The 25,479-nt window shown below is 66.5% G+C and carries 24 protein-coding genes and 1 pseudogene; 16 read left to right on the top strand and 9 right to left on the bottom strand.

Going from position 1 to position 25,479, the window contains the following annotated elements; translation table 11 throughout:
- Positions 1-36 precede the first annotated feature (36 nt).
- Positions 37-1,509 carry a D-aminoacylase gene (locus tag QX128_RS08415; RefSeq protein ID WP_316181072.1) on the top strand — a complete coding sequence of 491 codons (1,473 nt, stop codon included), beginning with the start codon at positions 37-39 and terminating at the stop codon, positions 1,507-1,509.
- A gap of 1 nt (position 1,510) precedes the next feature.
- Here the strand turns inward: QX128_RS08415 and QX128_RS08410 are convergent, their stop codons facing one another.
- The 3 genes from QX128_RS08410 to QX128_RS08400 are packed head-to-tail and all read right to left on the bottom strand — an operon-like array spanning position 1,511 to position 4,188.
- The gene (locus QX128_RS08410; RefSeq protein WP_316181074.1) at positions 1,511-2,254 is read right to left on the bottom strand and encodes a CoA transferase; all 744 of its coding nucleotides are present in this window, start codon (positions 2,252-2,254) and stop codon (positions 1,511-1,513) included.
- Positions 2,251-3,069, bottom strand: a complete 819-nt coding sequence (locus tag QX128_RS08405) for a CoA transferase (protein WP_316237193.1) — start codon at positions 3,067-3,069, stop codon at positions 2,251-2,253. Before QX128_RS08405 ends, QX128_RS08410 begins: the two co-directional genes overlap by 4 nt.
- Positions 3,070-3,126: 57 nt before the next feature.
- Complete coding sequence (locus tag QX128_RS08400) at positions 3,127-4,188, bottom strand: LacI family DNA-binding transcriptional regulator (RefSeq protein ID WP_316237192.1); 1,062 nt, start codon at positions 4,186-4,188, stop codon at positions 3,127-3,129.
- A gap of 122 nt (positions 4,189-4,310) precedes the next feature.
- On the opposite strand from QX128_RS08400, the gene QX128_RS08395 reads away from it, so the two are divergent.
- Positions 4,311-5,612: a Xaa-Pro peptidase family protein gene (locus QX128_RS08395; RefSeq protein WP_315758877.1), complete on the top strand. Its 1,302-nt coding sequence runs from the start codon at positions 4,311-4,313 to the stop codon at positions 5,610-5,612.
- A 187-nt stretch (positions 5,613-5,799) separates the two neighbouring features.
- Positions 5,800-6,765 carry an NAD(P)-dependent oxidoreductase gene (locus QX128_RS08390; RefSeq protein ID WP_316181080.1) on the top strand — a complete coding sequence of 322 codons (966 nt, stop codon included), beginning with the start codon at positions 5,800-5,802 and terminating at the stop codon, positions 6,763-6,765.
- Here the strand turns inward: QX128_RS08390 and QX128_RS08385 are convergent.
- The 3 genes and pseudogenes from QX128_RS08385 to QX128_RS08375 all read right to left on the bottom strand — a co-directional run bounded on the left by QX128_RS08385 (position 6,762) and on the right by QX128_RS08375 (position 9,751).
- A complete protein-coding gene (locus QX128_RS08385; RefSeq protein ID WP_316237191.1) occupies positions 6,762-8,084 on the bottom strand; it encodes a tetratricopeptide repeat protein in 1,323 nt (440 codons plus the stop codon). The two genes, QX128_RS08390 and QX128_RS08385, sit on opposite strands and share 4 nt — an antisense overlap.
- Position 8,085: 1 nt before the next feature.
- Positions 8,086-9,096: pseudogene (locus QX128_RS08380) on the bottom strand (aldo/keto reductase).
- Between the two features lie 232 nt (positions 9,097-9,328).
- Positions 9,329-9,751 (bottom strand): PaaI family thioesterase, encoded by a 423-nt coding sequence (locus QX128_RS08375; RefSeq protein WP_315804635.1) that lies wholly within the window; start codon positions 9,749-9,751, stop codon positions 9,329-9,331.
- Positions 9,752-9,832: 81 nt separating this feature from the next.
- Here QX128_RS08375 and QX128_RS08370 point away from each other — a divergent pair, with 81 nt between their 5' ends.
- Together QX128_RS08370 and QX128_RS08365 are read left to right on the top strand one after the other, a co-directional pair.
- On the top strand, positions 9,833-10,462 hold the full coding sequence (locus QX128_RS08370; RefSeq protein WP_316181086.1) for a CoA pyrophosphatase: 630 nt from the start codon (positions 9,833-9,835) through the stop codon (positions 10,460-10,462).
- 25 nt (positions 10,463-10,487) lie between these two features.
- Complete coding sequence (locus QX128_RS08365) at positions 10,488-11,669, top strand: hypothetical protein (RefSeq protein ID WP_316237190.1); 1,182 nt, start codon at positions 10,488-10,490, stop codon at positions 11,667-11,669.
- An 18-nt stretch (positions 11,670-11,687) separates the two neighbouring features.
- On the opposite strand, the gene QX128_RS08360 is transcribed toward QX128_RS08365, so the two are convergent.
- A complete protein-coding gene (locus tag QX128_RS08360; protein WP_315804632.1) occupies positions 11,688-11,990 on the bottom strand; it encodes a hypothetical protein in 303 nt (100 codons plus the stop codon).
- Between the two features lie 169 nt (positions 11,991-12,159).
- Between QX128_RS08360 and QX128_RS08355 the strand changes: the two genes are divergently transcribed.
- The 5 genes from QX128_RS08355 to QX128_RS08335 all read left to right on the top strand — a co-directional run bounded on the left by QX128_RS08355 (position 12,160) and on the right by QX128_RS08335 (position 17,253).
- Positions 12,160-12,636 carry a hypothetical protein gene (locus tag QX128_RS08355; protein WP_315804631.1) on the top strand — a complete coding sequence of 159 codons (477 nt, stop codon included), beginning with the start codon at positions 12,160-12,162 and terminating at the stop codon, positions 12,634-12,636.
- A gap of 209 nt (positions 12,637-12,845) precedes the next feature.
- Positions 12,846-13,808 (top strand): TAXI family TRAP transporter solute-binding subunit, encoded by a 963-nt coding sequence (locus QX128_RS08350; RefSeq protein WP_315804630.1) that lies wholly within the window; start codon positions 12,846-12,848, stop codon positions 13,806-13,808.
- 156 nt (positions 13,809-13,964) lie between these two features.
- The gene (locus QX128_RS08345; RefSeq protein ID WP_316237210.1) at positions 13,965-16,058 is read left to right on the top strand and encodes a TRAP transporter permease; all 2,094 of its coding nucleotides are present in this window, start codon (positions 13,965-13,967) and stop codon (positions 16,056-16,058) included.
- On the top strand, positions 16,055-16,429 hold the full coding sequence (locus QX128_RS08340) for a DUF1850 domain-containing protein (protein WP_315804629.1): 375 nt from the start codon (positions 16,055-16,057) through the stop codon (positions 16,427-16,429). The genes QX128_RS08345 and QX128_RS08340 overlap by 4 nt, the downstream gene beginning before the upstream one ends.
- Positions 16,430-16,452: 23 nt before the next feature.
- Positions 16,453-17,253, top strand: a complete 801-nt coding sequence (locus QX128_RS08335; protein ID WP_316237189.1) for an SDR family oxidoreductase — start codon at positions 16,453-16,455, stop codon at positions 17,251-17,253.
- Between the two features lie 107 nt (positions 17,254-17,360).
- On the opposite strand, the gene QX128_RS08330 is transcribed toward QX128_RS08335, so the two are convergent.
- On the bottom strand, positions 17,361-18,131 hold the full coding sequence (locus QX128_RS08330; protein WP_316237188.1) for a hypothetical protein: 771 nt from the start codon (positions 18,129-18,131) through the stop codon (positions 17,361-17,363).
- A 34-nt stretch (positions 18,132-18,165) separates the two neighbouring features.
- On the opposite strand from QX128_RS08330, the gene QX128_RS08325 reads away from it, so the two are divergent.
- The 6 genes from QX128_RS08325 to QX128_RS08300 all read left to right on the top strand — a co-directional run bounded on the left by QX128_RS08325 (position 18,166) and on the right by QX128_RS08300 (position 24,253).
- A complete protein-coding gene (locus tag QX128_RS08325; protein WP_315804626.1) occupies positions 18,166-18,336 on the top strand; it encodes a hypothetical protein in 171 nt (56 codons plus the stop codon).
- A gap of 118 nt (positions 18,337-18,454) precedes the next feature.
- The gene (locus tag QX128_RS08320; RefSeq protein ID WP_315804685.1) at positions 18,455-19,204 is read left to right on the top strand and encodes a tetratricopeptide repeat protein; all 750 of its coding nucleotides are present in this window, start codon (positions 18,455-18,457) and stop codon (positions 19,202-19,204) included.
- A 98-nt stretch (positions 19,205-19,302) separates the two neighbouring features.
- Entirely contained in the window at positions 19,303-20,685 is a 1,383-nt protein-coding gene (locus QX128_RS08315; protein ID WP_316237187.1) for a tetratricopeptide repeat protein, read from the top strand.
- A 122-nt stretch (positions 20,686-20,807) separates the two neighbouring features.
- Complete coding sequence (locus tag QX128_RS08310) at positions 20,808-22,712, top strand: propionyl-CoA synthetase (RefSeq protein WP_316237186.1); 1,905 nt, start codon at positions 20,808-20,810, stop codon at positions 22,710-22,712.
- A gap of 350 nt (positions 22,713-23,062) precedes the next feature.
- Positions 23,063-23,335 (top strand): hypothetical protein, encoded by a 273-nt coding sequence (locus QX128_RS08305; protein WP_316237185.1) that lies wholly within the window; start codon positions 23,063-23,065, stop codon positions 23,333-23,335.
- A 186-nt stretch (positions 23,336-23,521) separates the two neighbouring features.
- On the top strand, positions 23,522-24,253 hold the full coding sequence (locus QX128_RS08300) for an OmpW family protein (protein WP_315804622.1): 732 nt from the start codon (positions 23,522-23,524) through the stop codon (positions 24,251-24,253).
- A gap of 299 nt (positions 24,254-24,552) precedes the next feature.
- Here the strand turns inward: QX128_RS08300 and QX128_RS08295 are convergent, their stop codons facing one another.
- Positions 24,553-25,248 (bottom strand): DUF1013 domain-containing protein, encoded by a 696-nt coding sequence (locus QX128_RS08295; RefSeq protein WP_315804621.1) that lies wholly within the window; start codon positions 25,246-25,248, stop codon positions 24,553-24,555.
- Between the last annotated feature and the right edge of the window lie 231 nt (positions 25,249-25,479).

Raw genomic sequence — 25,479 nt, 5'->3', positions numbered from 1 at the left:
AGTCTCCCGGCTTCCTACCATTCCGCGTGAGATTTCATGACCGACAGCCAGCCTTCGTCCGTGTCCTTCGACCTGATCATCCGCGGCGGCACCGTCATCGACGGCACGCGTGCGCCACGCTTCGAGGCTGATATCGGCATCAAGGATGGCCGCATCGTCGCCATCGGCGGGTTTGACGGCCGGAAGGCCACGCGCGTGATCGACGCCACCGGCCTCATCGTTGCGCCGGGCTTCATCGACTCCCACACCCATGACGACAGCGCCGTGCTGGTCGATCCCGACATGACCTGCAAGGTCTCGCAGGGCGTGACCTCCGTCGTGACCGGCAATTGCGGCGTCAGCATCGCGCCGCTGAAGCCAGGCTCGCCGCGGCCGATGCCGCTCGGCTTGCTATCGCCAAGCGAGGGACAGGTGGTCGAGTATGCCGCGTTCGCCGACTACGTCGCCGCGTTGCGCGCGGCGCCGGCTGCGGTCAACGTCGCGCCGATGGTCGGCCACACCGCGCTGCGCGCCTCGGTCGTGAGCGATCTCGGCCGGGCCGCGACGGCAGACGAGATCGCCGAGATGCGCGCCCACGTGCAGGAGGCGCTCGATGCCGGCGCCATCGGCGTCTCGACAGGGACGTTCTATCCGCCGGCGGAGGCGGCGCCGACCGAGGAGATCATCGAGGTCTGCCGTCCGCTCACCGGCAGCGGCGGCGTGTACGCGACGCATATGCGCAACGAGGCGAACGAGGTCATCCAATCGCTGGAGGAAAGCTTCGCCATCGGCAAGGCGCTCGACGTCCAGGTCGTGATCTCGCATCACAAGGTGGTGGGCCCTGCCAATTTCGGCCGCACCAGGGAGACGCTGCCGCTGATCACCAAGGCGATGAGCTGCCAGTGCGTCGCGCTCGACTGCTATCCCTACAACGCCTCCTCGACCATGCTGCACACCGACCCGGCCAAGCTGCAGGTCAAGGTCGTCGTCGCGGCCTCCGGACCCCATCCGGAAGTGGCGGGGCGCGATCTCGCCGACATCGCCGCCGATTGGGGCGTCGACCGGCTCGAAGCCGCGAAGCGGCTGCAGCCGGCGTCGGCGATCTACTTCGCGATGGACGAGGCCGACGTGCAGACCATCCTCGCCTTCGAGCCGACCATGATCGGCTCCGACGGCCTGCCGTTCGGCGAGCGTCCGCATCCGCGGCTCTGGGGCACATTCCCGCGTGTGCTCGGCTACTACTGCCGCGAGCTCGAGCTGTTCCCGCTGGAAACCGCGGTGTGGAAGATGAGCGGGCTGACGGCGCGGAATTTCGGCATCAAGGGACGGGGCACGCTCGCGGTCGGCAACCATGCCGACATCACGGTGTTCGATGCCGCCAGCGTGCGCGACGGCGCGACCTATGATGCCCCCTGCGTGCCGGCCGCCGGCATCGAGGCCGTCATCGTCAATGGCGCGCTGACCTGGTGGCAGGGCGCGCATCAGAAGGCGCATGCGGGGCAGGTGATCACCCGCGGTACGCTGCAGTGAGCTACGCGGCCATCGCGCGCGCGAATTCCGGGTAGCATTCCGCGAGCTCGTCGCGGATCCGGCCGCGGATCAGCTCGACCGTGGCGCGATCAGGGCCGGCCGTCGGCGGTACCATTTCCGGGGAAGCGTAGTCGAACCCGGTTCGGTCGCGGACGTCCTCGGCCGTGTAGCCGGGATGCACCGAGCGCAGCCGGAAGCCGCCGCGCTCGCGGTCGAAATCGAACAGCGCCAGGTTGGTCAGCAGCGCATGCGGGCCGCCGCGCCGCTTCACCTCCGGCGTGGTCGCGGCGGCGCTGACGAAGTCCACCTTCGGCACCAGCACGCGCGGCGAATGCTCCTCGCGAAACAGGATCACCCGCGGGATCAGATGATAGAGATAGGCCGAGCCGAACGAGCCCGGCCAGCGCACGTCCATCCGCGGATAGTCGCCGGTGCCGACCAGGTTGATATTCCCGGCACCGTCGATCTGGCCGCCGCCGAGAAAGAACGCGTCGACGCGGCCCTGCGCGGCGCAGTCGAACAGCTCGACGCCGCCATTGGTGAAGAAATTGTGCCGGCTGGAGCCGAGGATCGAGATGCGGACCGGCGGCTTGCCCCTTTGCGCGTTGCGTGCGCGCAGCAGCATCGCGCCGGCCGCCGGGATCGGCGACGAGGCGCCGACGGCGACGTGGCGGACGCCGTCGAGCAGGTCGGCGATGACGGTGATCAGCAGTTCCTTGCGCGCGCGCTCGTCGTGCATGGTCATGCCACCTCCTTGCTGCGGCTCAGGAAGGCGGAAAGATAGGTGCGAAAGCCTTCGTCCGTACGCGCCATCGCGGCGTAGCGCGAAAGCTCCGCGCCATCGGTCTCGTATTCGTCCCACAGCGGCAGCGGCCAGGCGCCGTTCTCGGCGACCGCGATGGCATCGACATAGAGCGCCGGCAGTACGCCGGCGGCCGAGTCTTCGGTCGCCATCAGATCGCGATCGACGATGCGCTCGACGGTGACCAGCGTGCGCTTCGCCGCATAGGCCATGGTCGCCAGCTCACGGTAGCGGCCGATGCGGACGTTGCCGAAGCGGTCCGCCTCGGGCGCGTGGAACAGTGCCACGTCGGGCGTGATCGCCGGCACCACGACGACCTTGCCGGGCTCGCCGATTGGACTGTCGATCACCTTCCAGTCGGGGCGGACCCGCAACAGGTCGCTGCCGATGATGCCGGCGATCGGCATGAACGGCACGCCCTTCTGCCCGGCCAGCAGGCCGGCATGGATCGCAGGGCAGGTGGCATCGCGCAAGGTGATGCTGCCGTCGCGCACGGCCGCGACAAAGCGCGGTGCGCCGCCGGCCTCGCCGAGCGAGACGGCGCTGGTTTCCACCACCGTCGCCACGCCGGCGCCGATCAGCAGATCGGCCTGCAGGCCTGATATCGGTACGCAGACGAGATGCAGCCCGGTGAGGCCGGCCTCGATCATGGCCGCTGTTGCCGCCATCGAGACGCCGGCACGGTCGACCGGGATCGCGATCGATTGCCCCGGTGCGATTGATGCGACGAGCGCCTCCAGGCCGACCATCTCCGTCATCGGCTTATCCTCCCGTTGTTGCTTGGCCGCCGAGTGTAGCGATGGGCCGCGGGTCTGTCAGTGCTCGTATGCGATCGTCGAGCCGCGGATGATGAGCTCCGGCGCCAGTACGATGTGGTCGGTCGCTGCCTCGCGCCCGGCAAGGCGGTCGAGCAGCAGCCGCGCCGCGGCTTCGCCCATGTCGCGCTGGGCGATGCGCACCGTGGTCAGCGGTGGCGCGACCATGTCGACGAACGGCATGTCGTTGTGGCCGACCACGGAGACATCGCCGGGGCAGGCGAGGCCGCGCGCGGCGAGCGCGTCATAGACGCCGAGTGCCAGCAGGTCATTGGCGGCGACGATGGCGGTTGGGCGCGTCCGCCGCGCGAGCAGGCGCAGCGCAGCCTCGCGACCCGCAGCCCGCGTATAGGCCTCGACGGCTTCGACCGGCGCATGGCTGGCGGACAGTCCAGCGGCCCTGATGCTGGCCTCGAAGCCGGCGCGCCGGCGTGCGCCGGTCGAAATGTGCTGCGGGCCCGCGACGTGACCGATGCGGCGATGGCCGAGCGCGACGAGATGCTGGACGGCGAGACGCATGCCGGCGGCATCGTCGCTGGCGGCCGACGGCAGCAGTCCGGCGGCATCGACGCGATTGACCAGCACAACAGGGAGCGCCGCGTCCAGGCAGTGCTTCACGACATCGTCGCGCAGGCTCACCGTCGCCAGCACCAGACCGTCGACGCCGCGGGCAATCAGCCGGTCGACCAGATCCTGCTCCGAGCCCTTGCTGCCGACGTCGACGACGATCGTCGCATATCCCTCGGCGTTGAGATGATCGGCGATGCCGGACAGCACGGGCGGGAAGCCGGGATCGGCGATATCGGGCGCGAGCACACCGATCAGGCCGCTGCGCCCGGTGCGCAGGCCCTTGGCGGCCATGTTCAGCCGATAGCCGAGCGCGTTGGCGGCGGCCTGGATCCGCTCCACGACATCGCCCGCCACCAGATGCTTCATGGCCGGGCTGAGCGCGCGCGACACCGTGGAGGGATGCACGTCGCAGCGCGCCGCGACATCCTTGATCGTCGGACGTGAGGACGCCGCTGCGCGCGGGCTCCTTGTCGATGGCGACGTCCTTTTCATCTCCGCTCCCTGATGCCGCAGCGCAACGACGTTTTGATCGCGCGGTACCTTGACACATTTTGCGTGCATGCAATAAACCCGGCTCTGCAATCGATTGCAATAGCACAATGGGAAACGCCCACATGACAGCCAGCGCGTTGAAGCCGCATCTGGTCAGCCCGGAGCATCTCGATCCGCATTGGCGCTGGGGGCGGGCGATTCCATCGCATGGCCATGTCTCGGTGGATTTCGAGCGCCGCGTCGATTTCGACAGGTTGCGGCGCTACCGGCTGGCGCGGGCGCGCGCGGCGCTGAAGGCGTCGGGCTATGGTGCGCTGCTGCTGTTCGACGTCAACAACATTCGCTACGTGTCCGGCACCAAGATCGGCGAATGGGAGCGCGACAAGCTGTGCCGTTTCGCGCTGCTGGCCGGCGACGGCGAGCCGATCGTGTGGGATTTCGGTTCGGCAGCCGTCCATCATCGTCTGTTCTGCGACTGGCTGGCGCCGGAGAACTGCCGGGCCGGCATGCTCGGCATGCGCGGCACCGTGCCGCCGGCGGTCGGGCTGATGAAGGCGCATGCCGAGGAAGTGATGAGCCTTTTGCGCGCAGCCGGCGTTGCCGACATGCCGGTCGGCGTCGACCTCGCCGAGACCGCGATGTTCTTCGAGTTGCAGAAGGCCGGCATGAAGGTGGTCGACGGCCAGCAGGTCATGCTGGACGCGCGCGAGATCAAGAACATCGACGAGATCATGCTGTTGAATCAGGCCGCGGCCATGGTCGACGGTGTCTATCATTCGATCTACGAGCACCTGAAGCCGGGCGTGCGCGAGAACGACATCGTCGCGCTCGCCAACAAGATGCTCTACGAGATGGGCTCCGACGACGTCGAGGCGATCAATGCCATCTCCGGCGAGCGCTGCAATCCGCATCCGCACAATTTCACCGACCGCATCCTGCGTCCGGGCGACCAGGCGTTCTTCGACATCCTGCAGTCCTATCAGGGCTACCGGACCTGCTACTACCGCACCTTCAACGTCGGCCGCGCCACGCCGGCGCAGCACGATGCCTACAAGCAGTGCCGCGAATGGCTCGACAATGCGATCGCGCTGATCAAGCCGGGCGTCTCGACCGACACCGTCGCCAAGGTCTGGCCAAAGGCCGAGGAGTTCGGCTTTCCCTCGGAGATGGCGGCCTTCGGCTTGCAGTTCGGCCATGGACTTGGACTTGCGCTGCATGAGCGTCCGATCATCTCCCGGCTGGTCTCGCTGGACAATCCGATGGAGATCAAGACCGGCATGGTGTTCGCGCTCGAGACCTACTGTCCGGCGACCGACGGCTTCTCGGCTGCGCGGATCGAGGAGGAGGTCGTGGTCACCGACAAGGGCTGCCAGGTGATCACGCTGTTTCCTGCGGAAGAGCTGCCGATCGCCAACCGCTACTGAGCTGATGGGCAATGCGCCCAATAGAGCGATCTTTGTGATTTTCGTCATTGCGAGCGAAGCGACGTGTCCGCCGTAGCTCGAAGAGCGAAGGCGGAAGCAATCCAGGGCGGGAGTCGTGACTCTGGATTGCTTCGTCGCTTCGCTCCTCGCAATGACGAAGACTGTGATCAATAACGAGGAGAGGACGATGACCGCGACGCATTCGCTCGGCTGGATCGGCATGGGGCGCATGGGCTATCCGATGGCTGAGCGCCTGCTCAAGGCCGGCCACAAGGTGTCGATCTACAATCGCACCCGCGCCAAGGCCGAGCCGCTGGCGGCGAAAGGCGGCGTCATCGTCGATCATCCCCGCGATCTCGCCGCGTGCGACATCGTGTTCACGATGGTGTCGACCGGCAAGGATCTCGAGCAGGTGTATTTCGGCGACCACGGCCTGGTGGCCGCAAGTTCTGGATCGCGTCCCCAGATCCTGGTGGACTGCTCCTCGATCGGTATCGAGCAGTCGGAGGCGATCGCCGCCAAGCTGAATCAGCTCGGTTGCGAGTTCGTTCGCGCGCCGGTGTCCGGCAATGGCAAATGCGTCAAGGCCGGCAAGCTGTCGTCGGTCGTCTCCGGCCCCAAGGCCGCGTTCGATACGATCGAGCCGTATCTCGCCAAGATCGCCGTCTCCGGCGTGTCCTATGTCGGCGAGGGCGAGCTCGCGCGCATCTGCAAGATCGCGCACAACGTGTTCCTCGGCGTCGTGATCCAGAACCTCGCCGAGATCACCATCCTGGCGCAGAAGGCCGGCGTGCCGCGCCATGCCTTTCTCAACTTCATGAATGCCAGCGTGATGGGCTCGACCTTCACGAAGTACAAGAGCAACGCGCTGGTCAATCTCGATTGGACCACGACCTTCACGCCGCCGCTCTTGCGCAAGGATCTCGATCTCGGCCTGTCGGCGGCGCGCCAGCTCGACGTCGCCATGCCGGTGACGGCGGCGACGCGCGAGGCGCTGCAGGCCCATGTCGGCGCCGCCTCGCTGCAATCGGACCCGGCCGCTTATCTGGAGAAGGATTTTGCGGCGCTGCTGGAGACGGTGGCGCTCGCCGCCGGTCTCAAGCTGCAGCCGGAAAACGTGCCGATGCCGACCGGGCTGGAAACCGAGGGCTAAGCAGGCGCAGGGGTCGTGAGGGCCCGCCAGCGCGTGTCGCGCGCCGACGGCCGGCGGTGCAGGCGGGTGTCGAGCACCTCGCGGGCCTGGGTCAGCGCGCCGCTGCGGATCAGGGACAGGATGTAGGTGTCCTCGATCACCTCGCGCTGGGCGTGGCTGCCGCCGATGCGGGCGAGGTCGCCGATGACAGGGGTGAGCTCACGCGCGCAGGCGCGCCAATTCTCTTCGGCGAAGGCGCGCAGCGCCCGCAGCATGTGCGGCACGATGCGGCCCGCCGGCAGCGTGCCTTCGGTCTGCCGCCGCTCGATCGCGGCGAGACGGCCCTTGAGCGCCGCGGTATCATCGGTGGCCGCAGCGATCATCACCAGGTGCATCTCGATGAAGGCGAGCGTCGAGCCCGTGAAACGGGGGCTGGCATAGGCCGCCACCTCGGCCCAAGCGCCACCCGGCACGGTGTAGTTCTCCGCCAGCAGTCGCCACAGCAGCGAGGCGCAGTCCGACAGCGTGTTGAGCGGCGGCGCGGTGTCCATCGTCGGGACCAGCACGTCGGTGTAGACTTTGAGTGCCCCGGCGGCATCGCCGCGGTCCAGGGCGCCGAGCGCCTGGTGCCAGCAGATATGACCGTGCAGCATCCCGGTGCGATCGTAGTCGCCGATCCACCCCTCGACGAGCGCATCGGCCTCGTCCAGCGCACCAGCCTCGAACATCGCATGAAGCAGCGCATGCACGGCATAAGCGTTGTGCCGGCGCAACGCGAAGCTGCGCTCGGTGACGGCGCGTCCCTGCGCGATATCACCGGCCTCGGTGAGCGCCCAGCCGTGGTTCGATAGGAACCACCAGTCCTCGCCATAGGCGGCGGCAAACCGGTCGCACAGCTCGCGTCGGGCGGCGTCGTGATCTCTGCGACCGGAAAAGGCCAGCAGGCCGAAGGCGCCGAGCGGCAGCGCCATGATCATGGCGTCACGCGGCCAGCTTTCCAGATGGGCCAAGGTCGCGTCGAGCGCGTCGGTGCCGCGGCCCTCGATGGCGAGCACCAGGGTCGCGACATGGCTCTGCTCGCGCGGCGTGCCGCGCCTGGCGACGAGGTCGCGGGCGCGCTTGATGGTCTGCAGCGCCGCCTCGCGCTGCATATAGATGGCATGAATGCGCGCGCGGGCGGCGTGCGCCAGCGCGAAATCCGGATCGAGCATGATCGCCCGCTCGAACGCATCTGCCGCGCTGGGCCAGAAGGCGAGCAGCAGGTCGACGCCCTCGCGATAGGCCGCGGCCGCATCAGTGGAGGCGGTCGACAGGGGCAGGCCGTAGCGATCCTCCTCCATCTCAGCCCACCCGCGGCCTGCGGCCCTCGATCGGATAGGCCGGATCGTTGTAGCCGGGCGTCGAAGCGTGACCGGTCACGACCAGCCGGTCGATCAGCGCCTCGTCGTCGGCGGCGAAGGGATAGTCGAGCGCGCGGATGTAGTCGTCCCATTGCGCCTCGGTGCGCGGACCCGCGATCACCGAGCTGATGAAGGCGGAGTTGAGCACCCAGGACACGGCGAACTGCCCCGGCGTGAAGCCCTTCGTCTCGGCGTGGCGCTTGATCTCCTGCGCCAGCTTCAGCGATTCGGGCCGCCACTCGGTCTGCATCATCCTGGTGTCGTTGCGGCCGGCGCGGGTCTCCTTGTCCGGCGGCGCATCGGGGCTGTACTTGCCGGTGAGCACGCCGCGCGCCAGCGGGCTGTAAGGCACGACGCCGAGGCCGTAATAGCCGCAGGCCGGCAAGTGCTCGACCTCGGGCATCCGGTTCATCGCGTTGTAGTAGGGCTGGCTGACGACAGGACGGTCAATGCCCATGCCGTCGCAGAGATTGCAGATCTCGGCGAGCCGTCAGGCGCGGTAGTTGGAGACGCCGAAATACCGGATCTTGCCGGCGCGCATGAGGTCGCCAACGGCGCGCACGGTCTCCTCCAGCGGCGTCGCGTGGTCCTCCTTGTGCAAATAGTAGATGTCGATATGCCCGGTGCCGAGCCGCCGCAGGCTTTCGTCCGCGGCCTGCATTACCCAGCGCCGCGACAGGCCGGCGCGGTTCGGATCGTCGCCCATCGGGTTGGCGAGCTTGGTGGCGACGATCCAGCGGTCGCGCTCGCGCGCGATGGTGCGGCCGACCACCTCCTCCGACGCGCCCTTGTTGTAGGCATCCGCAGTGTCGATGAAGTTGACGCCGGCGTCACGCGCCTTGGCGATGATGCGGGCCGATGTCGGCTCGTCGGTGGGACCTCCGAACATCATCGTGCCCAGGCAGATCGGCGACACTTTCAGGCCGGAACGGCCGAGCTGGCGATATTGCATTCTTGCCTCATTTCCAAACCATCACCGCCCGCGGACGGAGTGGATACGATAGCTCTCTCTGCGCGTCATTGCGAGCCACCGGGTCCGCGCGGATGCGCGGCCCGATGACAGGCTCCGCGAAGCAATCCAGAGCCGGGGCGGGACTCTGGATTGCTTCCGCCTTCGCCCGATCGGCTTCGGCGGACGCGTCGTCGCTGCGCTCCTCGCAATGACGGCGGAGAGAGTAGGGCTCTCACTCGCTTTTCAGGATCTTGAACACGCCCGACGCCATCGCGATCACGCGATGCCCGGCCGTCACCTCGGTGGTGATGAACACCAGGCTGCGGGTGATCCGCACCACATGCGGCCGCGACACCAGGGTCTCGCCGATCTTGCCGGACTCGACGAAATGCGTGTCGAACTGGATCGTCGCCATGTGCTCCTTGCCCGCGGCATGGCGGGCCATCATGCCGCAACTGCGGTCCGCCAGCGTCATGATCACGCCGCCCTGGACCAGGCCGCGGCGGTTGTGATGCTTGTCCTCGGTGACGATGGCGTATTCATGGGCGCCGTCGACGACGCGCTGCCACAGCGGGCCGATCAGGTGCAGGAAGCCCGAGGTGTCGACGATCTCCCAGCCGTCGGACGTCATCCTGGCCGCGGCTGATTTCGTCATCGCTGAAGACCTTTCCTGTCGCGCCCGAAATCCGGCTCGCAGATCGTTTCATCCGTCGCTGGCCTGGTGTAGTCAAGCTGCATGCCCATGCCGTTCGACGATGCCACGAGGCGGAAAATCGCAGGCTGCTGTGCCGGTTTCGTGCGGCTGGAGGCGACTGCGGGGGCGGCCTCGCTGAAGCGCGCGGCGGTGGTGATCGCGCTGGCGCCCCACCACGAGACCGGCAACACGGCGCTGCTGCTCACGCTGCGTGCTGCAGGGCTGCGCAGCCATGGCGGGCAATGGGCGCTGCCGGGCGGACGCTGCGATGCCGGCGAGACGACGGTCGAGGCCGCCCTCCGCGAGCTCGCGGAAGAGCTTGGGCTGAGCCTGGCGCCGGATGCGGTGCTGGGCATGCTCGACGACTATCCGACACGGTCGGGCTATCTGATTACCCCCGTCGTCGTATGGGCGGCCAATGGCCGCACGCTGCGGCCGAATCCGGACGAGGTCGCGTCGGTGCACCGGATCGGCCTCGACGCGATCACGGCGGATGACGCGTTCGATTTCACCGCGATCCCCGAGAGCACGCGGCGCGTCATCCGGTTTCACGCCCGCGAGGGCCTCATTCACGCACCCACCGCGGCGCTGATCTATCAGTTCCGGGAGGTGCTGTCCGGCCGCGACACCCGGGTGCATGAGCTGGAACAGCCGGTGTTTGCCTGGAAGTAGCCGCCGTTTCGGCTACAAGGGCGGCATGCTTCATCAGCCGATTCGCACGCTTGTCCTGATTGTCGCCTGCGCCGGGTCCGGCGCGCCGCCTCTGCTGGCCGCGGAACCCGGCGCACCGGTCGCCCCGCGCGAAGCTTTGGCGCAGATGGCATCGCCCGCCGCGATTGCGGAGTATCGGCGCAAACTCGCCGAATATCAGCAGGCGCGCGCGGAGTTCGACCAGGAGGCGGGCGCCTATTGGAAGGCGATCGCCGACAAGCGCCGGGCGCGCAATGCCAAGCGCCGCGATCGTCAGCCGATCGGGCTCGACGACTATGTGCTGGAGCAGCCGCCGGTCTACACCGGGCCGAAGCGGCCGGTGAATCCCGAGCCGGAACCTGAGGGCGAGCCGCGCGAGCGCAAATACATCCCGGTGGTCGCCGACCTCGTGAAGGCGGCACAGGAGCATTTCCAATGGTCGCCGCAGCGCCCCGCCAGCGACATCGATTTCAAGCGCGCCTATGCGCGCTTCGCCGCGGCGTCGGGACTGACTCGCGAGCAGGCGGTGCGCGTCTATGCCTTCGAGACCGGCGGCAACGGCAAGCACGATTCGCAATCGGGCTTCAAGGGCAACCGCGCGATCTCGACGGCGATCGGCTACAATCAGCTCTTGACCACCAACAGCGTCGAGCTGCTGGCCGAGCAGGGCCCGCTGTTCATCCGCCTGCTCGGTGAACGCGTGGCGCGGACGTCCGGGCCGGCACGCGGCGCGATGGAGCACAAGCTCGCGGTCCTGAAGAAGATGGTCGCAATCGCGCGCTCCGTACCGGACGACTGGTCGGCGCATGAGAAGATCGGCAACACGCCGCAGGGCTGGGCCATGCACGCGATGGTGCTCGACATCGACGTCGGGCCGATGCTGCAGACGCACAAGCTCCTGACGTCGGTGCTGTTCGCACGCGCCAAGGGCTACACGAGGCCGCTTTCGGCCGCCGAGCTCGAAATGATGAATCTCACCGGCGACGGCACGGGCTTCGACATGGTGACGATGCCGCTCGAGATGCGCGATCAGGTTCCGACCGCCAACTTCTTCCAGCGCGGCGGCTATGAGCGCAATCCGGTCGCCGTTCGCTACAACACCGTGGCGAAGCTGCTTGCGGTGACGGATTCCAGGATGGACTCGCTCAGCAGCCTGCCCGGCGCCAAGGAGCTGGCGGCCGCGTTCTGAGGCTGCGCGCGCTCGCCTCTACTCATCCGCGCCGAACGAGAAGCTGCCGTCGCCGTCGAGATAGGGGGCGGTCCGCATGTAGAGCTGACCGTTCTGGCCGACGAAGAACAGCGTGCCCTTCGGCACCTTCTTGGCACCCTTGAGCAGCATGTCGGCGTTCTTGGTGCCCATCTTGTAGGCGAGCGTCTTGCCGTCCTTGCCATAGGCGTAACCCATGTCGGGCTTCAGCTCCCACGGCTCCGGCGGTGCGGCGCAGCTCACGCTGGTCAGTGCGCCGAGCGCCCCCAGGGCGATCAGGGCTTTCAGAAACGGGCTCTTCATGTCCTCCTCCAATCGATGTCGCCTCGAACAAATCGCGAACGCGTTGGCATCATCGTGGCCCCGTCGCAGCGCGGTGATCGTTGGCGGATTTTCCATTCGCCGATCTCGCGATTATCCTGCAGCGTGGTTTAGAAACATAGGCCAAGAAAACACTTTGGGGATGATTCGGATGAGCCTCGTCACGAAGATCGGTTGGGTTGCGGCGTTGTCGCTGGTGACGTTGGCATCCGCCCGGGCCGACGACTTCAAGCTGTCCAACAACCAGCGCATCGCCTGCAGCCGCGGTCTCTCCGCCGGCAAGCTCAATACGGCCGTTTGCAAGTCCTACGCCTACCTCTTCAACGTGAAGACCTCGGAATATTTCCGCTGCCAGGTCTCACTGTCGCTGACCCGGGACAACAAGGAGGTCATCAACGTCCAGACCGACGGCGGCTGCACCAGGAAGCCGCGCGTGTTCGATACCGATTCCAAATACGAGTTCGATGCCACCGAGACCGAGCCGGCGAACACCAACTCCTTCTTCGGCAATGGCGGCTATTCGATCTGGGTGGCGGATACGACCCAGCAGAAAGTGCGCGGCTGCATGACGATCTCGTCCGGGCTCGGCTCGGACATCTCCAAGTGCGTCGACATGACGTTCCAATGAGCGGCGGCCTTGCGAGGGAGGCAGCCCGCCGCTCTGGGCTGCACCTGCGGTTCAAGCTGGTGTTACTGTCAATGTAAGATTGAACGCGGGGGCGCATCGGTCCCGGCCTCGCGCCGTGGGAGCGGGAGAGGCTGGTGCGCCCGTCTTTCGGATGGGTTGACCCCGCGCCCGCAGCCGTCCAATTTGCGGCAAAATCAATGGGAGGATCCATGCGTTTCTCGAAAATCTCTGGCACTGCAACCGGTTTCATTCTGGCGGCCGCCTGCATGCTCGCGGCGCCGGCGGCGCAGGCACAGAGCTTCATCAACGTGCTCACCGGCGGCACGTCGGGCGTCTACTATCCGCTCGGCGTCGCCATCGGGAAGATCTACGGCGACAAGATCCCCAATGTGAAAACCCAGGTGCAGGCGACCAAGGCCTCGGTCGAGAACCTGATCCTGCTGCAGCAGGGACGCGGCGAGCTCGCCTTCGCGCTCGGCGACTCCCTGAAGGCCGCCTGGAACGGCGAGGAGGAGGCCGGTTTCAAGACCAAGCTGGACAAGCTGCGCACCATCGGCGCGATCTATCCGAACTACATCCAGATCGTCGCGACGGCCGAATCCGGCATCAAGACGCTGGCGGACCTCAAGGGCAAGAGCCTGTCGGTCGGCGCGCCGAAGTCCGGCACCGAGCTCAACTCGCGCGCGATCCTCGCCGCTGCCGGCATGAGCTACAAGGATCTCGGCAAGGTGGAGTATCTGCCCTTCGCTGAATCCGTCGACCTGATGAAGAACCGGCAGCTCGGCGCCACCTTGCAGTCGGCTGGCCTCGGCGTCGCATCGTTGAAGGATCTGTCGACCTCGTCGCCGATCACCGTGGTGTCGGTGCCGAAGGAGGTCGTCGACAAGATCGGGCCCCCGTTCGTCGCGGCGACCATCCCGGCCAACACCTATACCGGCCAGGACAAGGACGTGCCGACCGCGGCCGTGATCAACTATCTCGTCACCAGCTCGGCGGTATCAGACGATCTCGCCTATCAGATGACCAAGCTGATCTTCGAGTCGCTGCCGGAGCTCGCCAATGCGCACGCCGCCGGCAAGGAGATCAAGCTGGAGACGGCGGCGCAGGACAGCCCGGTGCCGCTGCACCCGGGCGCGATCCGCTACTACAAGGAAAAGGGCATCCTGAAATAAGGACGCTGCTCGCCCGGCGTGCCTTGCAGGCCGGGTCATTCGCAACCGGCTGCGCGGGAAACCTTCCGCGCAGTCTTGTCGTTCAGGTGATTGCGGCCATGGTCAGCAGCGCCTGATGGGCGCGTTGGGGGGATCATGACGATCGAAGCCGTGAACATGGAAACGCCGGTCAAGGTCGAGTTCGACAATTTCGAGCACGGCTTTCCGGAGGGCTTCGGTCCCGGCCGCTGGGGCTATCTGGCCTACGGCATCGGTCTCGCGTTCGCCCTGTTCCAGCTTTATGTCGCCGCCTTCAACTATCTGCCGAGCCAGGTCGTGCGCGGCGTCCATGTCGGCTTCCTGCTGCTGCTCACCTTCGGCCTGATCGGCAACTTCACCGCCAGGACCGATGCGGGACGGATCGCGGGCTGGACCGTCGGCGCCATCGGTTTCCTTTGCGGCCTCTATCAGTGGATCTTCTACGCCGACCTGATCGCGCGCGATGGCGATCCGACCCGCGTCGATCTCGTGGTCGGAACCCTGCTGGCGGTCCTGATCTTCGAGGGCACGCGCCGGCTGATGGGACTCGCGCTGCCGCTGATGTGCGGCGCCTGCCTGTTGTACTGGTTCTTCGGCCAGTATCTGCCGGCGCCGCTCAACCATCGCGGTTATGATTTCGATCAGATCGTCACGCATCTGTCGTTTGGCACCGAGGGCTTCTACGGCGTGCCGATCTACGTCTCGGCGACCTACATCTTCCTGTTCATCCTGTTCGGCTCGTTCCTCGAGCATGCCGGCATGATCCAGCTGTTCACCGACGTCTCGCTCGGCCTGTTCGGTCGCACCCGCGGCGGTCCGGCCAAGGTCGCGGTATTCGCCTCGGGCATGATGGGCACGATCTCGGGCTCGGGCGTCGCCAATGTCGTCACCGTCGGCCAGTTCACGATTCCGCTGATGATCCGGTTCGGCTACCGCCGCGCCTTTGCGGCCGGCGTCGAAGCCACCGCGTCGATGGGCGGCCAGATCATGCCGCCCGTGATGGGCGCGGTCGCCTTCATCATGGCCGAGACGCTGGGCGTCGATTACTCGGTGGTGGTCAAGGCCGCCGTGATCCCGGCGATCCTGTATTTCGCCTCGGCGTTCTGGATGGTGCACCTGGAGGCCGGCAAGCACGGCCTGACCGGCATGAAGACGTCGGAGATCCCGAGCGCCTGGAAGGCGCTGGTGGCGCGCTGGTATCTCGTGCTGCCGCTCGCCGCGCTGGTCTACATGCTGTTCGAGGGCTTCACGCCGCTGTATGCGGGCTCGATGGGACTCGCGCTGACGGTGGCGCTGATCCTGGGCACCTCGATCACCATGGGCTTCTCCAACCAGGTGCTGCGCTACGTATTCTGGATCGGGCTCGCGCTCGTCGTCGGCGCGCTGTCGCGCAATGGCCTGCAGATCATTCCCGTCGCCTCCGTCGTCGTCGCGCTCATCGTCATCACCGGCTTCGTGCGCGGCGGCATGGGCACCTTGCACGCCTGCCGCGATTCTCTGGCGGAAAGTGCGAAGTCGGCGCTGACCGTCGGCATGGCCTGCGCCATCGTCGGCGTCATCATCGGCATGATGACCCAGACCGGCGTCGGCTCGATCTTCGGCAGCTGGGTGATCGGCCTCGGCAAGACCAGCCTGTTCGCGGCGCTGATCATGACCATGCTGCTGTCGATCCTGCTCGGCACCGGCATCCCGACCATCCCGACCTACATCATCACCGCAGCGCTCGCAGCCCCCGCGCTCGCCAAGCTGGGCGTGCCGCTGATCGCGAGCCACATGTTCGCGTTCTACTACGGCATCATGGCCGATCTTTCACCACCGGTCGCGCTGGCCGCGCTGGCCGCCGCCCCGATCGCCAGGGAGAATCCCGACAAGATCGGGTGGGAGGCGATGCGGATCGCGCTCGCCGGCTATGTCATTCCGTTTCTGTTCGTCTACTCGCCCGCGCTGATGCTGCAGCCAGGCGACCCGATGGAGGCGCAACTCGGCTTCATCGGCGCGGTCGCCTATGCCTCCGTCAAGGCGCTGATCTCGATCGGCTTGTTCGGCATGGTGGCGATCGGCTTCCTGTACGTGCGCATGACCCTGGTCGAGCGCCTGCTGGCGTTTGTCGCGTCGGTCTGCCTGCTTGGCGAATTTCCCTACAGCGACATGCTGGGATTTGCACTGGCGGTGGTGATCGTGGCGTGGCAGTGGCGGCAGCGGCCGCCGGCTGCCGTGGCGGCCTCCGCTTGAGCCTCTGCCTCGCGTCATCGGGTGTGGTGAAGGCGCTGGCCCTCGCCGGCTTCACCTTGGCCTGGACCCACTCGGTCGAGAAGACCGCGTGGCAGGAGGACTGGCGCGTCACGCCTGACGGTCTCGAACTGGTGCAGGCCCGCGTCAAGGGCTCCGGCGCCGGCATGGAGCCGCCGCCGGAGGCACGGCTGGTCGATGGCTGGTTCCAATGGCAGGCCCAGCGGGGTCCGCTGTCGCGGATCGTGCTCGCCAATTCCGGCGCGGCCGGCGAGTGGCGCATCTGCGCGGACGGGCAATGCCGGACGCTGTCGGACATCTTCGGCCATGACATCGGCGCCGCGACGATCACGATGAGCGCCTGTACCGAATAACGAACAAACGACGGGAGAACGCGATGGATCGTCTCAGGGGCAAGGTGGCGCTGGTGGTCGGTGCGGGCTCGATCGGGCCGGGCTGGGGCAACGGCAAGGCCACGGCCGTGACCTTTGCGCGGCAGGGCGCCAAGGTGTTCTGCGTCGACCGCAACAAGGACGCCGCCGCGGAGACGGCCTCGATCATTTCAGGCGAAGGCGGGCAGGCCGAGGCGTTCACCGCCGATGTCTCGAAGGCCGTCGAGGTCGAGGCGATGGTGAAGGCTTGCGTTGCCGCCTATGGCCGCATCGACGTGCTCGACAACAATGTCGGCATTGCCGAGATGGGCAGCGTGGTCGATGTCGATGAAGCGGAATGGGACCGCGTGTTCGCGGTCAACCTGAAGAGCGCCTATCTCGCCATGAAGCACGTCATTCCGGTGATGATCGGGCAGGGCGGCGGCTCCATCATCAACATCTCCTCAGTGGCCTCGATCCGCCACGTCGGCATTTCCTATGTCAGCTATGGCGCCAGCAAGGCGGCGATGAACCAGATGACACGCACGACCGCGGTCGAGTTCGCGCCGAAGCACGTCCGCGTCAATGCGATCCTGCCCGGGCTGATGAAGACGCCGATGGTCGAGCACTCCGCGGGGCTGGCCGCGAGCTACGCCAAGGGCGATGTCGAGGAGATGTGGAAGAAGCGGGATGCGCAGGTGCCGATGGGACATATGGGCGACGCCTTCGACGTCGCCAATGCCGCCTTGTTCCTCGCCTCCGACGAGTCGCGCTATGTCACCGGCACCATGCTTGTGGTGGATGGCGGGTTGACCTGCAGGAGCTAACTCTCTCTGCGTCATTGCGAGCGAAGCAATCCAGGGCCGAGCAAGGACTCTGGATTGCTTCGTCGCCTGCGGCTCCTCGCAATGACGAGGAGCGATACACTGCGCGATTATTGCGCCATTGCCAGCATGCTGCCGCCGATCGCGTGCCACGCCGACGTCACGCTGATCGGCCAGTTCAGCAGCTTCACGGCGATCAGCGCGAGTCCGCCATAGATGTAGACCGGGTGGACGCGTCCGAACGTGCGGCGGTCGTGGATGATCGCGACGACGAGCAGCAGGTAGGCGACGAAGGCCGGCGGGATCGTCACGAACACCGGCGGCGGGCCGAGCGGACCGGGGGGCGCCAGGAATGTCAGGAACCAGCGCGCCACGGCGGCGTCCAGCAGCGAGATGCCGGCGAGCAGCATCAGCCGCTTGTGGGTTTCCGGCCGGCGCAGATGGATAACCGCGAGCGTAAAGACCACGGCAAAGAAGGCGATGCCGCTGAGCGGCACGATGGCGAAGGCGATGCCCTCGTTGGCCTGCCCCATCGCCGCGGAACGCTTCATCGCCTCGATAGCAACGAGGAAGCCAAAGATCGTCATCGCCGTGGCGAGCGATACGCCGAAGATGCCGAACGAGCGGTGCCACGCCGTGCGTCCGGATGCGGCAAGCCAGCTCTGCAGCGCGAAATACAAGGTCCAGGTGAAGAACAGGAAGCCGTGGAAATGAATCACGGGCGCGCCGGAGAATGAGCCGCGGGCCAGTGGCAGCCAGTAGGTCGGCGCGAAGCCGATGATCGCAATGGCCATGCAGGCCAGAGCCATGTTGAAATAGAAATAGCGCGCAGGGGACGCAACGACGCCGCGTGCGCGCGAATTGTCGGTCAGAATAGTCATGCGGTTGTGTCTGCGGGAACCGCAACAGGTTCAAATGACGATCGAGGACGTCGCCGGGGCGCGCATCCACAACATCTTGAAGGGAATGCGCGGCACGATCACGCGCATTTCAGCCGGGGGCCGCGATCAGCTCGCGAGCCCCATTCGCAAGGGTTGCCTTCTGCAGGAAAGGACTGTCGCACCGCTGCTGCCACTGTATAGTTGAAGTCGCCGCAGAGGCGGTTACGCCCCGCGCGCCGTGCCGGATCGCCCACCACCTGAGAGAGCCATCTGCCTTGACCTCATCCGCCTCCTCATGGGTTGCAGCCGGTCGCCGGGATGGGCTGCTGCGCCTTGCCGCGCTGGTCACGCTCGGATGGCTGGCTTCGACCCAGGCCCATGCGGTCGGCGCGGCCGAGCCTGGCAAGGAGCCGGCGGTGGATGCCGGTGCCTGCATGGCGGCCTCGGAGGCGCGCGATGGCGACAAGGTGCTCACCGAATGCGGCGCCGTGATCGACAATCCCAAGGCCGCGAGGGCCGATCGCATCAACGCACTGATCGCGCGCGCCTCGATCTTCATTACCAGGGGGGAGATCGATCGCGCCATCGCCGATTACGGCGTCACCTTGCAGCTCAACCCGACGCTCGCCAGCATCTTCAATGCGCGCGGCGAACTGCATCGCAAGAAGGGCGACCGTCCGAAGGCGCTGGCCGATTTCGCCGCGGCGCTGCGGCTCAATCCGGATCACGCCAGCGCCCGCAGCAACTATCACGCGCTCGCAGTGGAGCTCGAGCGCATGGGCGCGCAGATGGCCGTCGCGGGCCGGCCGAGCTTCAATTGCGCCGCGGCGCGGCGCGCCGTGGAAAAGGCGATCTGCGCCGATCCGGAGCTCGCCAATCTCGATCGCGAGATCGATGGCGCGCAGGCCCGCGTCGTTCGCGAGGCGGCCGGCCCCGCCGCGGCACGCGCCCTGCAGCGCGAACAGGACGCGTTCATCGCGCGGCGCAACGCCGGCTTTGGCAGACCCGGCTACGATCTCAAGAAGGCGATGCAGGACCGCCTGCGGCGGCTGAACGGCGTCGACGGCTATTGATCATCGGCGTGGCCGCTTGAACCGGGTTCCGGCCGGAGACGACAACGGGGGAGATCAGCGTCTCAACCCGCAACAGTCGAAATTCCGAGCCCACGCCGATGCACGCTTTCATCCATTCGATTTCATCCCGCTCATCCTACCTCGCGCTGCGTCTTGCGGCCGGCCTCGTCCTTGGCCTCGGGGCCCAGCCTGCATTCGCTGCGGACCCCGAATGCGCTTTGGGCAGCAAGGCGCCACCGTCCGAACTCATTGCCGCCTGCTCGACCGCAATCGAGCAGGCATCGAGTTCGCCCAAGGATCAATCCATCGCCCTGGTCGCCCGCGCCGACGCCCGTGCCCGCACCTCGGGCGGCATGACCCAGGCCCTGAAGGACCTCGACCGTGCCATCGCGCTCGACGGCAAGAATGCGCGCGCCTACCGGCTGCGTGGCGACCTGATGCGCGAGGCCGGTGGCGATGCCGGCAAGGCGGCGGCCGATCTGAGCATGGCGATCTCGCTCGATCCGAATGACGCCGAGGCCTATGAGCTGCGTGGCGTCGTCTATACCGAGCAGCGCCGTCTTGATCGCGCTCTGGCCGACTACGACCAGGCGATCCGCCTGAAGCGCGACTTCGCGCAGGCCTATGCCGACCGCGGCGTCGCCTTCTACCTGCGCGGCGACAATGAGAAGGCGGTGCGCGACTATGACGAGGCGATCCGGCTCGACCCCGAACGTCCCCGCACTTTCACCAACCGTGCCGCCGCCTACAAGAAGCTCGGCCAGATGGACAAGGCGCTGGCCGATGACGACGAGGCGATCCGGCGCGATCCGAAGGTGTCGGAATATTACGACAATCGCGGCCTCACCTACGCCGCCATGAAGGAGTACGACAAGGCGATCGCCGATTATGACCAGGCGATCCGGATGGAGCAGCGGGCGAATTTCCTCACCAATCGCGGCGATTCCCATCAGTTCAAGAACGAGCTCGGCGCGGCCCTCGGCGACTACGACGCTGCGCTGCGGATCGATCCGAATTTCGCGCTCGCCTACAACAACCGTGCGGTGCTGTACAAGAAGATGGGCGAACGCGCCAAGGCGCTGGCGGATTACGAGGCGGCGCTGCGGCTGGATCCCGGCAACGACAATGCCATCGCCGGCCGGCGCGTCATGCTGGCCGAGATCAAGACGTTCGGCGCCGAGCCGCCGCGCCCGTTGAATGCGCCTTCGGAGCGCAGCGGGCCGTCGTTCGAATGCACCACCGCCGTGCGCGAGGTCGAGAAGGTCATCTGTGCCGACCCGCAGCTGTCGGTGCTGGACCTCGGCATCGCCGAGAGCTACGCCCGCCGGCTCAAATCGTCCCGTGGTCGCCTTGCGGTCGAACTGCGCAGCGCACAGCGTGACTTCATCGCCGAACGGAATGCCCGGTTCGGCAAGCCCGGCTACGACCTTCGTCTAGCCCTGCAGCGACGTTTGGACATGCTGCGCGACGCAGGGCATTGATCCGCCCGGGAAAGTGACCGGACTCCAGGTTGCGCCTGATCTGGATCAATTCATGACGGCTTGAACTGTCGCTTTGTCCCGTGACAATACTCGGGAATAAACACAGATCTTGGGGAAACGTCATGAGCGCTGCGAGCCGCTATCACGAGGTCCATGCACGGTCGCTGCAGGACCCGGAAGGGTTCTGGGCCGAGGCCGCCCGCGCGATCGACTGGATCGAGCCGGCCAAGACCATCTTCGATCCCGCGATGGGCGCCTATGGCCGCTGGTTTGCCGGGGCCGTCGTCAACACCTGCTACAATGCGCTCGACCGTCACGTCGCCGCCGGCCGCGGCGATCAGCTGGCGCTGATCCACGATTCGCCGCTCACCGGCTCGGTCACGAAGCTCACTTATGCCGAGATGCTGAAGGAGGTGCAGACGCTCGCCGCGATCATGCAGGATTTCGGCGTGGCCAAGGGCGACCGCGTCATCCTCTATATGCCGATGGTGCCGGAGGCCATGGTGGCGATGCTCGCCTGCGCGCGCATCGGCGCGGTGCATTCGGTGGTGTTCGGCGGCTTCGCCGCCAAGGAGCTCGCCACCCGCATCGACGACGCCACGCCGAAGCTCGTGCTGTCGGCGAGCTGCGGCATCGAGCCCGGCCGCGTCGTGCAGTACAAGCCGCTGCTCGACCAGGCGATCGAGCTCGCCGACAACAGGCCCAAGGCCTGCATCGTCCTGCAGCGTCCCGAGCATGTCTGCGAGCTCAAGCCCGGCCGCGACTACGACTGGGCGGCGCTGCGCAAATCCGCGCTCGCCAATGGCAAGCTGGCACCATGCGTGCCGGTGCTGGCGACCGATCCGCTCTACATCCTCTACACGTCCGGCACGACCGGCAAGCCGAAGGGCGTGGTGCGGGACAATGGCGGGCACCTCGTCGCGCTGAAATGGTCGATGGAGAATCTCTACGGCATCAAGCCGGGTGAGGTCTGGTGGTGCGCCTCCGACATCGGCTGGGTGGTCGGCCACAGCTACATCATCTACGGCCCGCTGATCCATGGCGCGACCTCGGTGATGTATGAGGGCAAGCCGGTCGGAACGCCCGATGCCGGCGCGTTCTGGCGCGTCATCAGCGATCACAAGGCGGTCGCTCTGTTCACCGCGCCCACGGCATTCCGCGCCATCCGCAAGGAGGATCCGGAAGGCACTTTCCTGCGCAAATATGATCTATCGCATTTCCGCACCCTGTTCCTGGCCGGCGAGCGCGCCGATCCGCCGACGGTGGAATGGGCCGAGCAGCAATTGAAGGTGCCGGTGATCGACCACTGGTGGCAGACCGAGACCGGCTGGTGCATCGCCGGCAATCCGGTGGGCATCGGGCTATTGCCGGTCAAGCACGGCTCGCCGACGGTTCCTATGCCGGGCTACCAGGTCGACATCGTCGACGAAGCCGCCAAGCCCGTGCCCGCCAACACGATGGGCTCGATCGTGATCAAGCTGCCGATGCCGCCGGGCTGCCTGCCGACCTTGTGGCAGCAGGAGGAGCGCTTCAAGGAATCCTATCTCAGCGAATTCCCCGGCTACTACAAGACCTCCGATGCCGGCTACAAGGACGAGGACGGCTATATCTTCGTGATGGGCCGCACCGACGACATCATCAATGTCGCCGGCCACAGGCTGTCGACCGGCGGCATGGAAGAGATATTGGCGTCGCATCCCGACGTCGCGGAATGCGCCGTGCTCGGCATCAAGGATGCGATCAAGGGCGAGGTGCCCTGCGGCTTCATCGTGCTCAAGGCCGGCGTCTCGCGCAGCCCGTCGCAGATCGAAAAGGAGATCGTGGCGCTGGTGCGCGACAAGCTCGGACCGGTCGCCGCGTTCAAGCTCGCCATCACCGTCGGCCGGCTGCCGAAGACGCGCTCCGGCAAGATCCTGCGCGGCACGATCAAGAAGATCGCCGACGGCGAGCAATGGAGCATGCCGGCCACGATCGAGGATCCCAAGGTGCTCGAGGAAATCGGCGAGGCACTGAAGAGCCGGGTGTAGCGTCACGCTGCTCAGGTCACCGGGCGGCGCGGGTCACTCTCAAGCCTCTCCATGAACACGCAAACAGCGTGTTCATGGTCCCGTATGCAGCGGCCGCTCCGTCGCTTGCCCCTCATGGTGAGGAGCGCCGACAGGCGCGTCTCGAACCATGAGGCTGCAGTGGGGGCCTCGCCTTCGAGACGCCCGCCTCTGGCGGGCTCCTCAGGGTGAGGAGCACAAGTTGCAGTCGAACACGGCTCTGCCCTGGAGCATCATGAGGCGTCGACATCCGCGCCCTCGGGCTTGACCCGGGCGCCCATTGTCGTCAAGCAACGGGCCGGACCGCCCGATTGACGAGAATGGAACGTTCGATGCGACAGACCTCCGCCCGCCTGGCCCTGGTGCTGATGGCCGTGCTTTCGCTCTCGGCCTGCGCCTCGCGCAACCAGGGTCCTGCGGTGGCGATCGGCAATGACGATGATGATGCGGTCTGTCAGGCCGGCGGCAAGGTCGCGCCGGGCTCCGCCGAATATGTCGCCTGCCGCAAGGATCGCGACGTGCAGCGGCAGCGCGCCGAGGCGCGTGCCGACCGCCGGCAGCGCGATCTCGGCGAATACATGATGAACCATCCCGACCGGCCCTGAGCGCCAGTGCAAGCGCCTCTCATGGCCCGTGACTTCGATGCAACAGTTGCGTGACATCGGCGCTGCAACAATGCCGATTGATTGAGATCAAATCCAAGCCCATGGCGTCCCTGCCACACCTGTGACCGCAAGGCGCGGCCGTGCCCGCGCAAACGTTGCTCAAGGGTGGTGGTTATGGGGACCTCGATGAACAGAATCTTGAAACTCTCGTCATCGCTGCTGGTGCTGGCGGCGATCTGCGGAGCCATGGGCTCGGCGCAAGCAGCCGACCTGCAGGCGGCGCCGGTCTATACCAAGGCGCCGGTGGTCGAGGCGTGGAATCCGTGGATGCTCCGTGTCCGCGCGCTGGGTGTGCTGCCGGATGCTGGCGGCTCCACCGTGAACGTGACCGGCGTGCCGGCGCTGTCGTCGCCGAATTCCGGCCTGTCGATCTCCAACTCGGTCGTCCCCGAGCTCGACATCAGCTACTTCTTCACCAGGAACATCGCGGCCGAGCTGATCCTCGGCGTCACCCGGCATTCCATCGGCGGCACCGGCTCGCTCGACGGCCTCAACATGGGCAAGGCCTGGCTGCTGCCGCCGACGCTGACCCTGCAATATCACTTCACCGATTTCGGCGCGTTCAAGCCGTATGTCGGCGCAGGCGTGAACTACACGGTCTTCTTCAACCAGAGCGCCGCGAACCAGGTCTGGAACGGCCTTGCCGTCACCAACCTGCACATCTCCAACCAGTGGGGCGCCGCGGTCCAGTTCGGCTTCGACTACATGCTCGACAGGCATTGGGGCCTGAACGTCGACGTCAAGAAGCTGTGGCTGCAGCCGAACTACTCGGCGACCGTCAACGGCGCAATTCCGGTCACCGGCCGCGCCAACATCGATCCGTGGCTGGTCGGCGTCGGCGTCACCTACAAGTTCTGACTTGTTGCGTTCCTCCCAAGACTGCATGGCGCCGGCATCCCCGGCGCCATTTTTTTGGGGGAGAATTGCTGCTGGCTAGTTTTGAGTTTGGCTGGAGCTCGCGCCTCCCCCACCGCTGTCGTCCCGGCCTTGAGCCGGGACCCATACGCCGCGGCGGGAATGAAGGACGAGGCGCTGAGCCACGACCGGCTTGGGCCGTTCCGCAAGCCTGTGGTTATGGGTCCCCGCGTTCGCGGGGACGACACCGATGATTGTGGCAGGCGCTGTTGATGGCCGATAGAGATGGACGCCCGCGCGTCCTACTCTTCGTCCTCGTCCTGCTTCTTGCCGCCGATGGTCTTGAGCTTGGCGAACACGGCGTCGACGTTGAGATCGTCCTCGTCGCGGCCCGCCGGCTCGTACTCGTCCTTGCGGGTGGTCTCGGAGGCCGGCAGCAGGGTGGCGCCGCTGTAATTGGCGTCGAGCGGCTTTTCCTTGGCGGCGCGCTGGACCTCGAAGTCGAGCTCGATCTGCGAGCACAGGCCGAGCGTCACCGGATCCATCGGCGTCAGCGTCTGCGCGTTCCAATGGGTGCGGTCGCGCACGCTGGCGATCGTGGTCTTGGTGGTGCCGACCAGGCGCATGATCTGGGCGTCCTTGAGCTCGGGATGGTTCCGCACCAGCCAGAGGATGGCGCTCGGGCGCTCGTGGCGGCGCGACACCGGGGTGTAGCGGGGGCCCTTGCGCTTGGGCTGCGGCGGCAGCACCACCTTGCTCTCCTGCAACCGCAGGCGGTAGTTCGGGTCGCGCTCGGCCTTCTCGATCTCCTCGCGGGTGAGCTGCCCGGTCGAGATCGGATCCATGCCCTTGATGCCCTGGGCGGCGTCCCCGTCGGCGATGGCGCGCACCTCGAGCGGGTGCATCTTGGTAAAATCGGCGACCTGGTCGAAGGTCAACGCAGTATTGTCGACCAGCCACACGGCAGTTGCCTTCGGCATCAGCGGGGCGTTGCTCATGGCAAATCTCCTTTGTGCTCCGCCCCGGCCCTGGGAGGCGAAACCTGTGGTCATCGGCGATGACGGGAATTGGCCCTATATAAGCCGTCCCGGGGGCGGGGCGCAATGGCCTGGAGAAAACGGCCTTGACAGCGCTCGAAAGCAGTCCCAAGTCCTACCCAAACGAGTGTCAGACCCAAGCTCTTCGCGTATCGACCGCCCCCGCTTGCCGGCCCGGGGGTCCGTGGTCGC

The sequence above is a fragment of the Bradyrhizobium sp. SZCCHNR1015 genome, from assembly GCF_032489875.1.
Lineage (GTDB): Bacteria > Pseudomonadota > Alphaproteobacteria > Rhizobiales > Xanthobacteraceae > Bradyrhizobium.
Note: the sequence above shows the minus strand (reverse complement) of the source record. Positions and strands in the feature narration are given on the sequence as shown.